Origin of the sequence: Spinactinospora alkalitolerans, from assembly GCF_013408795.1 — a bacterium.
Taxonomy (GTDB): domain Bacteria; phylum Actinomycetota; class Actinomycetes; order Streptosporangiales; family Streptosporangiaceae; genus Spinactinospora; species Spinactinospora alkalitolerans.
This window is the reverse complement of record NZ_JACCCC010000001.1, coordinates 2,080,588-2,093,600: the sequence shown is the minus strand read 5'-3', so window position 1 is coordinate 2,093,600 and position 13,013 is coordinate 2,080,588. Positions and strand designations below refer to the sequence as shown.

Here is a 13,013-nt window from a genome sequence, read left to right as displayed (position 1 = left end):
GCGCGTTTTCGTAAGCTGGGCGGGGTTGTTCGGAACCGACCGCCTGAGGAGTCCGCGATGCCCGATCCCCTGCGCCCCGACCATCTCGCCTTCGCGCTGCGGCTGCACGGCGAACTCACCGCCTCCGGCGCCGCCGACCTGGTGTGGTCGCCCTACTCCGTGGCCTGCGCCATGGGCCTGGTCGCCTCGGGCGCGGCCGGAGGGACCCGGGCCGAGCTGACCCGGCTGCTCGGCTCCGACCTCGACGCCCACCTCGCGGCGCTGGACGACGCCGTGGCGGCCGGGCCGGAGCTGGCGACCGGGACGGGGCTGTGGGTGCGCGAGGACCTGCCGATCGAGGCGGACTTCGAGGCCCGGCTGCGGACCCGCCCCGACTCCGCCGTGCACGCCGCGGACTTCGAGGGCGATCCCGAAGGCGTGCGGCGAACGGTCAACGCCGAGATCGCGAAGGTCACCCGCGGCCTGATCGACGAGCTGCTCGCGCCCGGCGACGTGCACCCCCGCGTCCAGGCGCTGCTGGCGAACGCGCTGTGGGTGCGGCTGCGCTGGCAGGAGCCGTTCAAGGTCGCCGAGACCGCGGAACACCCCTTCCACGCGCCCTCGGGCACCCGGCGCACGCCCATGATGCACCGGCGCGGGCAGCTTCCCTACGCGCGGCGCCGCGGCTGGCAGATGGTCACCCTCGCCGGTGACCACGACCTCGCCCTGGACGTGCTGCTGCCCGACGACGCGGCGCGGCCGGCCGCGCTGGAGCCCGCGACGCTGAGCGCGCTGCACCGCGCCGCCTCCTCCACCGACGTCGAACTCACGCTGCCGCGCTTCGAGCTGACGCACCGCAGCGAGCTCTCCTCCGTGCTGGCGGGGACCGGGGTGCGCACCGTCTTCACCGATCAGGCCGACCTGAGCGGCATCTCGACGCGCCCGCTGCGCGTGGACGAGGTGATCCACCAGGCCAGGCTGCGCGTCGACGAGGAGGGGGCCGAGGGCGCGGCGGCGACGGCCGTGGTGATGCGGCTCGCCGCGTTCGTCCCGCAGAAGCCCGTGGTGTTCACCGCCGACCGCCCGTTCCACTTCGTCCTGCGCCGCCGGGGCGCCATCCTGTTCCTCGGCGTCCTCGCCGAGCCCGAGGACCCCGGCCCCGCCAACGGGTGAGCCACCCGATCCCCACCGAAGTCTGCAGAAGCCGCGTCGGGTGGTCGGTGGCCGAACGCAACTTTCGCGGGCCTGGATCGCTGACGGGAATCGGAAAGCTGTGGTCGCGGTCCTCCGTGCACCACCGCATGACCTGGAAGGCTGCCGTCAGCGGGCCAGCGGTGGCGGCACAGCGGATCCGGGTCCCGCAAGCCCGCCCCGCCCCGCGAACGCGGCGTTCAGAGCCCGGTGAGCGCCCCACCTCCGTCGAACACACATCGAACCGGCGACCCGGCACACTAGGGCCGGAACACCTCGAAGACGGTGGCGAGGGCGACGCCGCAGCGGGTGCCCGCGGACTCGGCGTTGGTGCGCAGGAACCCCTTCTGGTCGAAGCCTTCGAGGGCGGCCAGGTAGGTCTCGTGGGCGTCCAGCGAGGCGATACCCGCTGCGAGCTGCTCCTCGGTGATCTCCACGTAGTGGGTGACCCGCGGCGAGTTGGAGAATGCGACGAGCGCCACGCCCTGCCACGGCTCCAGGCCCTCTTCGGCCAGCTCGGTGAAGACCCAGCGGTTGGCGGCGTCGCGCACGGCGTCCAGCAGGGCGGGGCCGAGGACCCGGTGGTCGGCGTGGTTGAAGGAGTCGCCGCCGAAGGACTCCCGGAAGTTCAGCGAGATGATCGCCTGGGGCCGGTGCTCGCGGATCGCTCGGGCGAGCTCGCGGCGCAGGACCAGGCCGTACTCCAGGGTGCCGTCGGGGAAGTCGAGGAACTCCACGGTCTCCACGCCGACCGCCCTGGCAGCGGCGATCTGCTCGTTCATCCGCGTGGCCGCGCACTCCTCCGGTTCGAGCGTGGCGATCCCCGCCTCGCCCCGGGTCACCAGCAGCTCGGCGACGTGCTTGCCCTGGGCGCTCCACCGGGTGATCGCGGAGGACGCACCGAACTCCAGGTCGTCGGGGTGGGCGACCACGGCGAGGACGCGTTCCCAGTCCTCGGGCAGGGCGGCCGGAGAGGTGTCGGCGGTCATGGCGTCCTTTCGCGGGTCAACCGGTCACTTCTCGGATTCGCCGGACTCGGCGGATTCCGCGGCTCCGGCGGATTCGTCGCCGGGCTCGGCCGGCTCTGCGGCTTCCTCGGGTCCGGCGACCCGCCGGGCCTCTTCCCGGTCCGTCCCGCCCGCGGCGGCCGCCGACTTGGCGTTGGGCGGCAGCTTGAGCTCCAGCAGGTCGCGGGGCGGGATCGGCTGGTCGCCGCGGATCACGACGATGTTCTGGAAGATCTCCTCCACGCGGGCGGCGACGTCGGGCTTGACCGCGCCCTCGCCGCGGATCACCCCGCGCAGGAACCAGCGCGGACCGTCGACCCCGATGAACCGGGCCGGCTGGCCGAGCGGGGTGCCCTTCTCGTTGGTCTTGCCGGGCATCGGCACGATCGCGCGCAGCTCCGGGCCGAAGGTGCCGTCGAAGTCCTCGACCTTGCCGCCCGACTGCGAGATCTCCGCGCTGATCTCCTCGCGCACCTCGTTCCACAATCCGCTGGTCTTGGGCGCGGCGAACGGCTGCACCTGCAGCGCGGTCTTGCCGTTGATGACGGTCACGCCGATGACCGCGTTGCGGTTCTGCTGCTTGGTGACGTTGACCTGCACCTCGATGTCGGGCCCCACCGGGACCTGCAGGCTGCCGAGGTCGACCCGCTTGGCCTCGGGGGCGTTCTCCGAGACGTCCCACGGCCCCTGGGCGCGGAACCGGTCATCGGACTTGGCCGGCTCCGTCACCGCGCTGTGGCGCTCGATGGCCTCGGCGAGCTCGTCGGTGCCGGCGGCGTCGGCCGCACCGGTCTTCCCGCTCTTCTTGCGTCGGCGTCCGAACACGCCTCACACCTCTCCCGATTCCCCGGTCCCCGGCCGCACCGGGCCCGGACCGCCGTCACTGTCTGTCGAGTCTCGTCATCATCGGCGCACCGCCGTCATCCCGGCGCCGACCGCGCCGCGTGGCCGCCCGTGGACCCGAACCCGTTCGTCCCGCGAGCCGACGGCGGAAGCGCGCTCACCTCCGAGAAGACCGCCCGCTCCACCCGTTGGACCACCAACTGGGCGACGCGGTCGCCGCGCACCAGCCGGACCGGCGTCGCGGCGTCGGTGTTGATCAGGGTCACCCTGATTTCGCCACGGTACCCGGCGTCGACCGTCCCGGGCGCGTTGACGAGGGTCAGACCGCACCTGGCGGCCAGGCCGGAGCGCGGGTGCACGAACGCGGCGTAACCCTCGGGCAGGGCGACGGCGATGCCGGTGCGCACCGTGGCGCGTTCTCCCGGCGCCAGCTCGACGTCCTCGGCGGTGACCAGGTCGGCGCCTGCGTCCCCCGGCAGGGCGTACTCCGGCGGCGGCAGATCGGGGTCGATCCGGTGGATCAGCACCTCCACCGAGGCGGCGGGGCGGCTGGTTGCTTCACGGCTCACACTGCGCGAGCCTACCGCGCGCGGCCGCCCGGCCGGACGCCGAAGAAGGCGGGGCGGCGGCCCCGCCGCTCCCCTCCGGCGGGCGCCCCGCGGTGGCGGGGGCACCCGCCGGCCGGTGCGGACCGGGGCCGGCCTACTCCGCCGGCTCCGGGAGCGTGACCTCGACGCGCAGCTCGGCTTCGTCGCTGGCCTGGAAGTCCAGGTCGGCGGCGCGGCCGGCGGCGGCGATGTCGCCCCGGGACAGCCGCGCGCTCTCGACGTTCTTGCCGCGGACCACGACCCGCTCGACCTCGGCGCGCATCGACAGCTTCGCCTCGGACTTGGCCTTGCGGACGGCGCGCAGCACCTCGGAGGCCGCGGTGAGCACGGCGGGGTCGCCGTTCCCCGCCGCGGTGCGGAACTCCGCGGCGTCGGGCCAGGCCGCGGCGTGCACGGACTCCTCCTGCCACCACGACCAGACCTCGTCGGCGACGAACGGCACGAACGGCGCGAACAGCCGGTGCAGCGCCGACAGCGCGATGAGCAGCGCCGAGCGGGCCGAGGCCCCGGCGGTGGACTCGGCGTCGTAGGCGCGCGCCTTGACCAGCTCCAGGTAGTCGTCGCAGAACTCCCAGAAGAAGCGCTCGGTGCGCTCCAGCGCCCGCGTGTGGTCGTAGCCCTCGAACGCCGCCGTGGCGTCCTCCACGACGTCGGCCAGCGCGGCCAGCATGGCGCGGTCCAGCGGCTCGGTGACCGCGGCGGGGTCGGCCCCGCCCGAACCGGTCAGGGCCCCCTCCCCGGCCACCGACAGCGCGAACTTGCTGGCGTTGAGGATCTTGATGGACAGCCGGCGGCCGACCTTCATCTGCCCCTCGTCCAGCGCGGTGTCGGTGCCGAGCCTGCCGCTGGCCGCCCAGTAGCGGATGGCGTCGGAGCTGTACTTCTCCAGCAGGTCGATCGGCGTGACGACGTTGCCCTTGGACTTCGACATCTTCTTGCGGTCGGGGTCGAGGATCCAGCCGGAGATGGCGGTGTTGTACCAGGGCAGCGACCCGTGCTCGAAGTGCGAGCGGACCACCGTTGAGAACAGCCAGGTGCGGATGATGTCCTGACCCTGCGGGCGCAGGTCCATCGGGAAGACCCGGGCGAACAGGTCCTCGTCGCGCTCCCAGCCGGCCGCGATCTGCGGCGACAGCGAGGAGGTGGCCCAGGTGTCCATGACGTCGGGGTCGCCCGTGAAGCCGTCGGGCTCGCCGCGCCGGTCCTCGGTGTGGCCGGGCGGGACGTCGGAGCTGGGGTCGATCGGCAGCGCGGCCTCGTCGGGCAGGATCGGGTCGTCGTAGCGCGGGTTGCCGTCGGCGTCCAGCGGGTACCAGACGGGGAACGGCACGCCGAAGAAGCGCTGGCGGCTGATCAGCCAGTCGCCGTTGAGCCCCTCGACCCAGTTCTCGTAGCGCGTGCGCATGTGCGCCGGGTACCAGGTGAGGTCGCGACCGCGCCCGATGAGGGCGTCGCGGACCTCGGCGTCGCGGCCGCCGTTGCGGATGTACCACTGGCGGGTGGTGACGATCTCCAGGGGCTTGTCGCCCTTCTCGTAGAACTTCACCGGGTGCGTGATCGGCTTGGGCTCGCCGATCAGGTCGCCGGAGTCGCGCAGCAGGGCGACCATGCGCTCGCGCGCGGTGTGAACGGTGGCGCCGGCCAGCGCGGCGTAGGCCTCGCGGGCCTCGGGCGAGTCGACGTCCGCCGGCGGCTCGGCGACGACGCGGCCGTCCCAGCCGATGATCGGGCGGGTCGGCAACTGGAGCTCGCGCCACCAGGTGACGTCGGTGACGTCACCGAAGGTGCAGATCATCGCGATGCCGGAGCCCTTCTCCGGGTCGGCCAGCCGGTGCGCCTTGACCGGGACCTCGACGCCGAAGACGGGGGTGCGCACCGTGGAGCCGAACAGGTCCTGGTAGCGCTCGTCCTCGGGGTGGGCGACCAGCGCGACGCAGGCGGCCAGCAGCTCCGGCCGGGTGGTCTCGATGCGGACCGGTTCGCCGCCGTCGCGGTGGAAGGTGATCTCGTGGTAGGCGCCGGGCCGCTCGCGGTCCTCCAGCTCGGCCTGGGCGACGGCGGTGCGGAAGGTGACGTCCCACAGCGTGGGCGCCTCGGCCATGTAGGCCTCGCCGCGCGCCAGGTTGCGCAGGAAGGCGCGCTGGGCCGCGGCCCGGGAGCCGTCGTCGATCGTGGCGTAGGTGTGGCGCCAGTCGACGCTCAGGCCCAGCCGCCGCCAGATGCCCTCGAAGACCTTCTCGTCCTCGACGGTGAGCCGGTCGCACAGCTCGATGAAGTTGCGCCGCGAGATCGGGACCTGCCGCTTGGGGTCGGGCTTGGCCGGCGGGGCGAAGTCCGGGTCGTAGCCGATCGACGGGTCGCAGCGGACGCCGTAGTAGTTCTGCACCCGGCGCTCGGTGGGCAGGCCGTTGTCGTCCCAGCCCATCGGGTAGAAGACCGACTTGCCGCGCATGCGCTGGAAGCGCGCGACCGTGTCGGTGTGGGTGTAGGAGAAGACGTGGCCGATGTGCAGCGACCCCGAGACCGTGGGCGGCGGGGTGTCGATCGAGAAGACGTCCTCGCGGCTCTTGGTGCGGTCGAAGTGGTAGACGCCGGACTCGTCCCACGCGTCTACCCATTTCGCCTCGATGCCGTCGAGCGAGGGCTTGTCGGGCACGCGGAAGGAACGGGAGCGGTTGGTCATAGGGCCAATGGTATTGGTGTTTCGACCTTGGTCGCTCCCGGTTTCGCGGCAGCGGCGCGCGCGGACGCCGGGGCGCCCCCGCCCGCTCCGAGCGGCCGCGACGCCCCGCGGTGCCGGACGCGCCGGGCGGGCGCGGCACGGGCCTGCGCCGCCGCCGCGGCTCGTGACAGTATTTCCGACGGCACCGTTTTCGGGCGGCACGCCCCAACGGGGTCCAACGACCGGATCAGCAACGGGATCAATCGGAAACGGAAGTGATCGGTTCACATGGCAGACAAGGACGGTGAACTCGCCGCCCGGATCGTCGGGGGCGCGGCCGCCTTCGCGGCCGCCTACGCCACGCGCAAGCTCCTCACCTTCGCGTGGACCAAGGCGGTGGGCAAGGAGCCGCCGAGCGACCCCGAGTCCCCCGACATCGGTCTGGGCGAGGCCCTGGGCTGGGCCGTGGTGACCGGTGTCGGCATGGAGGTCGCCCGCGTGCTCTCCATGCGGGCCGTGCACAAGCGGCTCGCCCCCGGGCAGCACAGGGAGATCGAGGACCTGCCGGTCTGACGCGCGGGCCGGCGGCGTGCGCGAGCGGGGGGAGGGGCACCGGATGCCCGGCGCCCGCCTTCCCGCGCCGAGAGGGTCCGCGCCGGCCGGCGTCAGCGGCGCCGCTCGCCGCCCTCGGGCAGGGCGCGGCCGCCCCCCGCGGGGGAGCCGCCGACAGCGCCGGCGGCGTCGGCAGTGGAGCCTCCCGGCAGGGCGGTGGAGCGCAGATCGGCGCGCACCGATCTGGCCAGGGTGCGGGTACCGGCCCGGTTGAGCGCGCCGCCGGCCACGGCTCCGGTCAGGTAGGGGCCCAGCGTGGTGAGGTGGCGGCCCAGCAGCCGCATCAGCCGGTTGCGCAGGGCCGTCTTGGCGGCCGCGCCCAGCGCGACGGTGACGGACTCGGCGGCCTGCAGGGGGTCGATCCCGCGCTTCTTGGCCCAGGAGACCAGGTAGCCGGAGGTGCGCTGCAGCGGGCCGCCCCGGGCCGGAACCCCGTAGACCTCGTGCAGCTCCCCGATGAGCTTGACCTCGATCGCGGCGACCACGACGGTCTCGGCCACGATCTGGGCCGGGGCGGTGAGCAGCAGCGGTGGCGCGGTGAACTGCACGGCCGCCAGCGCCCCGCCCGCGGCGCCGACCGCGGTCGTGGCGTTGGTGGCGTTGCGCACCAGCGCGTCGGCGAGCTCCTCGCCTTCGAGCCCGCCGTGGTGGGCGACCAGGGTCTCCCGGTCGCGCACCGGGACCCTCGGCGCGATCTCGTTGGCGAACAGGTCGGTGAGCCACCTGCCGCCGGCCACGCCCTTGGTCCCCGCCGCGCGGGCGCTGCCGGCCAGCGCCTTGGACAGCCGGCCCAGGAGGCGGACCCGCCGCTCCTTGTCGGTCCCGTCATCGGCCACGAGCCGCTGGACGAGGTCGCCCACCTCGCTGTCGCCGACGGGCACCAGATCGGCGGTGCCGGCGCGCCCCCGCTCGTCGTGGCCGTCGATGCCTGGTGTGCTACCGGACACAGGTCCCATCCCTTCGCCGAATCCGTAGGCTCCCTGCCTCGTCAACGCAGACGGCGCCCGTGAAATGCCCCGGGGCGCGAAAAAGCGATGCGTCCCCGGCGACTTCCGGGGACGCATCGCACGCCACTGTTCTTCGACCGTCGAGGCAGCGGAGAGGGAGACCGCCCTGCTCAGGCGGCGCACTCCTTGCACACGAGCCGGCCGTTCCGCTGCTCGGCGAGCTGGCTGCGGTGATGCACCAGGAAGCAGCGGGAGCAGGTGAACTCATCGGCCTGGCGCGGCAGCACCCGCACGGCGAGCTCCTCGCCGGACAGGTCCGCACCCGGCAGCTCCATCCCCTCGGCGACCTCGTCGGGGTCGACGTCGATGGTGCTGGTGCCCTTGTCCACCCGACGTGCCTGCAGCTCCTGAAGGCTGTCCTCGTTCAGGTCCTCATCGGTCTTGCGCGGGCTGTCGTAGTCGGTGGCCATCTTTCTTACTCCATCCCCCTCGTTCTATGTGCCTCGTCGCGCGGGTGTAACGCTCAAGAGACCCATCTTGTGCCCGGATCGGCCGGAAAATTCCCGTGGCGTAAGCGGACTGTGACCCCTCCCGGGTGCGCGGTCGCACCAGATGGCAGCATCGAGTGGCCGAACGCGGCCACCTCAGGCACCGCGAATCGGTTCGTCCTCATGTGCTACCCAACGCCCGAAGGTTTCCGACCTGTTCCTCCGTCTTTCCTCGCACCGGCGTGGAACGCGGGCCCCCACGCCAAGTGACGAGGTCAGAACAGACACGTTCACACCGGGAAGTGTTCCCGCCGTGTTCACGCCCGGGTGAGCATACCTACACCGGAGACCGGTTCGGACCCTGGACGGCCGTGTCATCGGACACGTATGGATATCACGGGAGTGTCGCCGTGCGCAGCCGATACCGCGACGACACGATCGGCTGCGCGCGGGGCGAGCGGACCGGAGCGCGCGGGCCCGCGGGGCCTCATCGGACTTCGGCCGCCGCGTTCGCGGGGTGGGACGGGATCTCCCGGGCTCGGCCCTGCCGTGCCGCCGGCGCTACGCGTACTGCGGCGGCCGCCCCCCCTGTGCGAACGCGATCGTCGGGCATCGGTCAGGAGGCGCCGTCGCCCTCGGGGCGGCGGTGGCCGGTCGGGAACCGCACCGTCACGACGAGCCCTCCCCCGGCCCGCGGCCACGCGACGACGGTGCCGCCGTGCGCGCGCACCACGGAGCGCACGATGGACAGCCCCAGACCGGCGCTGTTCTTGGAGCGCACCCGGTCGCCGGCGCTCCGCCGGAAGGGCTCGAACAGCCCTTCGATCTCGTAGGCGGGGATCACCGGGCCGGAGTTCTCGACCTGGACGGCCGGCGCGCCCTCGTTGATGCCGGAGCGCACCGTGATCTCGCCGTCGGCGACGTTGTAGCGCAGCGCGTTCTCGACCAGGTTGGCCACGAGCCGCTCCAGCAGCACCGGGTCGCCGGTGACCGGGGCGCCGCGCAGGTCGGAGCGGACGGTCAGCCCGGACTCCTCGATCCTGGCGGCGAGCTGGCTGAGCACCGTGCTGGAGACCTCGCCCAGGTCGACCAGGGTGCGCACGTCGAGTTCGCGGTCGCTCCTGGCCAGGAAGAGCAGGCCGTCGATGAGGCGCTCGTGCCGGGAGTTGGTCTCCAGCAGCGTGCGCCCGATGGTCTTGAGGTCGGGCGTGGCCTCGGGATCGGCCAGGGCCACCTCCAGCAGCGTGCGGTTGATGGCCAGCGGGGTGCGCAGTTCGTGGGAGGCGTTGGCGACGAAGCGCCGCTGGCCGTCGAAGGCCCGGTCGAGGCGCTCCAGCATGGCGTCGAAGGTGTCGGCGAGCTCCCGGATCTCGTCGTCGGGACCGCTCAGCGCGATGCGCTCGTGCAGGGAGCGCTCCGACAGCCGCCGGGCGGTGCGGGTGATCTTGTGCAGCGGCGACAGCGCCCGCCCGGCCACGGCGTAGCCCAGCGCCAGGGCGAGGAAGCCGACGATGACGAGGGCGAGGATGGAGAACCGGGAGATCTGGCCGAGCACGCTCTCGATGAAGCTGTTCTTGGCCTCCTCGACGATCACCGGGTCGAGGTCGTAGGCCCCGGCGACGGTGAAATCCAGGCTGTCCAGGATGCCGGCGACGATCACGTAGTTGAGCAGCACCAGCAGGGAGCCCGCGGCGAAGAACAGCATCCCGTAGATCAGGGTGAAGCGCATCCGCAGGCTGATGTTGTCACTCAGGTGGGTGACGCGGCCCGAGACCGAGCCCTGCGCCGCCGCAGGCTCGACCGGCGGCGCGCTCAGCCGCCGCCAGGTGCCGGTGTCGCCGGGCGGCGTGGGAGGGACCTCGCCGGGCGCCGGTGCGGCCGGGCCGGCGGGCTCGGCCCCGTGGCCCGGCCGCGCCTCGGGGCCGGGTTCCCCATCGGGTCTCAAATCCGGTACCCCGCGCCGGGGACGGTGTGGATGACCGGGGGCTCGCCGAGCTTCTTGCGCAGCGTCATGACGGTGACCCGCACGACGTTGGTGAACGGGTCGGCGTTTTCGTCCCAGGCCTTCTCCAGCAGCCCTTCGGCGCTGACGACGGTGCCGCCGGCCCGCATCAGGACCTCCAGCACCGCGAACTCCTTGGGGGTCAGCGCGACGTCGTGGCCGTCGCGCTGCACCGTGTGGTTGGCGGGGTCGAGGGTGATGCCGCTGCGGCGCAGGACCGGGGGCAGCGGCGGGGCCGCGCGCCGTCCCAGCGCCCGCACCCTGGCGATGAGCTCGGCGAAGGCGAACGGCTTGGCGAGGTAGTCGTCGGCACCCAGGGTGAGGCCCTCGACCTTGTCGCTGAGCTCGCCGGCGGCCGTGAGCATCAGGATCCGGCCGGGATAGCTCCGGGCGACCAGGGAGGCGCACACGTCGTCGCCGTGGGTTCCGGGGAGGTCGCGGTCCAAGACGATGACGTCGTAGTCGTTGACGCTGGTGTGCTCCAGGGCGGCGTCGCCGTCGTAGACGACGTCCACCGCCATCGACTCCCTGCGCAGTCCCACTGCGACCGCGTCAGCGAGGACCTGTTCGTCTTCGACCACGAGTACGCGCACTGTGTCCTTCGTTTCCGTCGCGAGCCGGCGGGCCGCCCGGTGAACCGCTTGCGACACCACCCTAGCCAAGGGCGGGAGTGGAGGGAGGCCCCGAAAGAGGGCCGCTGCCGGCGCATCCCCCAACACACCGGCAGCGGCGCTTAACCCCCGGCTGCAGTCACCGTTATCGCACACCTCGGATAAGGAGTGGGTAAGCCTGTGAGCAGGGGTTCGCAGCTCACACGCCACCCGCACCGCAGGGGCGCGATCCGGTTGGGCCGGGGAGCCCGAGAGGCGGCGTCCGGTCGCCGGCGCGTGTCCGCCGGCGGTGGGACGCCACCGCGTTCCTCCGGATGGTGCGGGCTCCCCGGTGACGCGGGCCCGCATGGCGCGCCGGCCCCCGAAACGAGGAGTCGCTGCCGGTGTATCCCCCAGACCACCGGCAGCGACGTTCACCCCGCACATATCGAATGTGACACATCCAGAATAAGAAAGAGATAAGGTATGGCGCGAATCGGGGAATGTGGTGTATGCCACCCGCCGACCGCCCCCAGGGGTCGCCTCGGGCGGAGCCCGGAGCGCGTGCGGCCCCCCCGGACACGATCGCGCCGCACCCCTTGGCATCATGGGACCGTCTGGTTCACACGCCCTCGCGCCGATAGCCGACAACGGTCACGGATCGGTCACTTCGCCGGATTCGTGGTTTGAGTGGAGCGATGCGGCGGGTAGGGCCAGCAACTGCCGACCGCAGCGACGAGGAGTGCGGATCTCCCGTGGGCATCACCACGGGCCGTTCTCCAAGGGTCGTGGCCGGCCGCTGCAAGACCAGCAGTTCACGAACGGCCGATCGCGTCTCGGCCCGCGGGGGCCGTCCTCGGCGGCGCCGCGGCGGTCGGGTCGGGCGTGAGGCGTTCCCGGGTGCGCCCGGTGCTGCAACCCCGTCACGACGTTGTGACTCAACGTGTCGCAGGCCACATGCATTGAGTGAGGTGAAATGGGCGAGTTCCTGTCTGAAATCCGGGTCCGCATCAACGAGACCTACATGTCGCTCCAAGCGGCCCAGGCCGCCGGAGACGAGTTCCTTGCCGACGCGCACGCGTCGGAGCTCGAGGACTTGCACCGCATCGCCGCCCGCAACGGGATCGACCCGAACTGCGTGTGACGCCACCGAGGCCACTGGCGAAAACGGCGGGGCCGGCCGGATCAGCGCGATCCGGCCGCCCCGCCCCCGTTTCGGGGCCCGCTCCGCGCGGCTCAGCCGTCGGTGTCGGCGCCCAGCGGCTCCAGCAGGTCGTGCAGTTCCTCGAAGAGGCCCGGAACGGCCGCGATGAGCAGGTCCGGGTTGGCCGGCGCACCGCGCAGGCCGCCCACCCTGGCGCCGGCCTCCTGCGCGACCAGCGCGGCGGCGCCCCAGTCCCAGGGGTTGAGCCCCCGCTCGTAGTAGGCGTTGACCTGGCCGCGGGCCACCCCGCACAGGTCCAGGGCCGCCGAGCCGCCCCGGCGGACGTCGCGCACCCGCGGCAGCACCGTCCGCAGCACCTCGGCCTGCCGGGCCCGGCGCCGCGCCTCGTAGCCGAAGCCGGTCGCCACCAGCGCCATCTCCAGCGGCACCCGCGGCGCGGCGCGCAGCGGAACGCCGTCGCACTGGGCGCCGCCGCCCAGCGTCGCGATGTAGGCCTCGCCCCGCACCGGCGCCACCACGACCCCGGCGACCACCTCGCCTTGGACCTCGGCGGCGATGCACACCGCCCAGTCGGGCCGCCCGTAGAGGTAGTTGACGGTGCCGTCGATCGGGTCGACGATCCAGCGGACGCCGCTGCTGCCCTGCTCGGCGCCGCCCTCCTCGCCCAGCACCGAGTCGCCGGGCCTGGCGCTGAGCAGGCGCTCGCGGATCAGCTCCTCGGCCGCCCGGTCCATCTCGGTGACCACGTCGGTCGGCGAGGACTTGGTGTCGAGCACGCTCACCTTCGCCTGGCCCCGCGCGGCCAGCGCCCCGGCCTCCCCCGCGGCCTCGGATGCCAGTTCCAGGAGTTCCCTCGGGTCAGGCGTTGCCATCGTCGTCTCCTTGCTCGTGGTGGTGCTCGTGACCGCGCGCTCGCCGC

General features: G+C 72.9%; 12 protein-coding genes. 3 read left to right on the top strand and 9 right to left on the bottom strand.

Annotation, left to right across the window (positions count from 1 at the left end; all coding sequences use genetic code 11):
- Positions 1-57: 57 nt before the first annotated feature.
- Positions 58-1,152 (top strand): serpin family protein, encoded by a 1,095-nt coding sequence (locus HDA32_RS09290; RefSeq protein WP_179642805.1) that lies wholly within the window; start codon positions 58-60, stop codon positions 1,150-1,152.
- A gap of 278 nt (positions 1,153-1,430) precedes the next feature.
- Here HDA32_RS09290 and HDA32_RS09285 read toward each other — a convergent pair whose 3' ends face one another.
- The 4 genes from HDA32_RS09285 to valS form a co-directional block, all read right to left on the bottom strand.
- Positions 1,431-2,159, bottom strand: coding sequence for a PIG-L deacetylase family protein (locus tag HDA32_RS09285; RefSeq protein ID WP_179642804.1), 729 nt, complete (start codon positions 2,157-2,159; stop codon positions 1,431-1,433).
- A 24-nt stretch (positions 2,160-2,183) separates the two neighbouring features.
- On the bottom strand, positions 2,184-3,002 hold the full coding sequence (locus HDA32_RS09280; protein WP_179642803.1) for a DUF3710 domain-containing protein: 819 nt from the start codon (positions 3,000-3,002) through the stop codon (positions 2,184-2,186).
- A gap of 95 nt (positions 3,003-3,097) precedes the next feature.
- Positions 3,098-3,589 carry a dUTP diphosphatase gene (gene dut, locus HDA32_RS09275; RefSeq protein ID WP_312863102.1) on the bottom strand — a complete coding sequence of 164 codons (492 nt, stop codon included), beginning with the start codon at positions 3,587-3,589 and terminating at the stop codon, positions 3,098-3,100.
- 133 nt (positions 3,590-3,722) lie between these two features.
- Positions 3,723-6,311, bottom strand: coding sequence for a valine--tRNA ligase (gene valS / locus HDA32_RS09270; protein ID WP_179642802.1), 2,589 nt, complete (start codon positions 6,309-6,311; stop codon positions 3,723-3,725).
- Between the two features lie 267 nt (positions 6,312-6,578).
- On the opposite strand from valS, the gene HDA32_RS09265 reads away from it, so the two are divergent.
- Positions 6,579-6,863, top strand: a complete 285-nt coding sequence (locus HDA32_RS09265) for a DUF4235 domain-containing protein (RefSeq protein ID WP_179642801.1) — start codon at positions 6,579-6,581, stop codon at positions 6,861-6,863.
- 92 nt (positions 6,864-6,955) lie between these two features.
- Here the strand turns inward: HDA32_RS09265 and HDA32_RS09260 are convergent, their stop codons facing one another.
- The 4 genes from HDA32_RS09260 to HDA32_RS09245 form a co-directional block, all read right to left on the bottom strand.
- Positions 6,956-7,858: a hypothetical protein gene (locus HDA32_RS09260; protein ID WP_179642800.1), complete on the bottom strand. Its 903-nt coding sequence runs from the start codon at positions 7,856-7,858 to the stop codon at positions 6,956-6,958.
- Between the two features lie 161 nt (positions 7,859-8,019).
- Complete coding sequence (locus HDA32_RS09255; RefSeq protein ID WP_179642799.1) at positions 8,020-8,319, bottom strand: DUF4193 domain-containing protein; 300 nt, start codon at positions 8,317-8,319, stop codon at positions 8,020-8,022.
- A 634-nt stretch (positions 8,320-8,953) separates the two neighbouring features.
- Entirely contained in the window at positions 8,954-10,282 is a 1,329-nt protein-coding gene (locus HDA32_RS09250) for a sensor histidine kinase (RefSeq protein ID WP_179642798.1), read from the bottom strand.
- Complete coding sequence (locus HDA32_RS09245) at positions 10,279-10,932, bottom strand: response regulator transcription factor (protein ID WP_179642797.1); 654 nt, start codon at positions 10,930-10,932, stop codon at positions 10,279-10,281. The genes HDA32_RS09250 and HDA32_RS09245 overlap by 4 nt, the downstream gene beginning before the upstream one ends.
- A gap of 973 nt (positions 10,933-11,905) precedes the next feature.
- Between HDA32_RS09245 and HDA32_RS09240 the strand changes: the two genes are divergently transcribed.
- Positions 11,906-12,073: a hypothetical protein gene (locus HDA32_RS09240; protein ID WP_179642796.1), complete on the top strand. Its 168-nt coding sequence runs from the start codon at positions 11,906-11,908 to the stop codon at positions 12,071-12,073.
- A 92-nt stretch (positions 12,074-12,165) separates the two neighbouring features.
- Here the strand turns inward: HDA32_RS09240 and HDA32_RS09235 are convergent, their stop codons facing one another.
- Positions 12,166-12,966: an inositol monophosphatase family protein gene (locus HDA32_RS09235; protein ID WP_179642795.1), complete on the bottom strand. Its 801-nt coding sequence runs from the start codon at positions 12,964-12,966 to the stop codon at positions 12,166-12,168.
- Between the last annotated feature and the right edge of the window lie 47 nt (positions 12,967-13,013).

Excerpts from the sequence above, each read along its gene's own strand:
- HDA32_RS09290 (WP_179642805.1), top strand. The coding sequence starts at position 58 with ATGCCCGATCCCCTGCGCCCCGACCATCTCGCCTTCGCGCTGCGGCTG.
- HDA32_RS09285 (WP_179642804.1), bottom strand. The coding sequence starts at position 2,159 with ATGACCGCCGACACCTCTCCGGCCGCCCTGCCCGAGGACTGGGAACGC.
- valS (WP_179642802.1), bottom strand. The coding sequence starts at position 6,311 with ATGACCAACCGCTCCCGTTCCTTCCGCGTGCCCGACAAGCCCTCGCTC.
- HDA32_RS09265 (WP_179642801.1), top strand. The coding sequence starts at position 6,579 with ATGGCAGACAAGGACGGTGAACTCGCCGCCCGGATCGTCGGGGGCGCG.
- HDA32_RS09260 (WP_179642800.1), bottom strand. The coding sequence starts at position 7,858 with ATGGGACCTGTGTCCGGTAGCACACCAGGCATCGACGGCCACGACGAG.
- HDA32_RS09255 (WP_179642799.1), bottom strand. The coding sequence starts at position 8,319 with ATGGCCACCGACTACGACAGCCCGCGCAAGACCGATGAGGACCTGAAC.
- HDA32_RS09240 (WP_179642796.1), top strand. The coding sequence starts at position 11,906 with ATGGGCGAGTTCCTGTCTGAAATCCGGGTCCGCATCAACGAGACCTAC.
- HDA32_RS09235 (WP_179642795.1), bottom strand. The coding sequence starts at position 12,966 with ATGGCAACGCCTGACCCGAGGGAACTCCTGGAACTGGCATCCGAGGCC.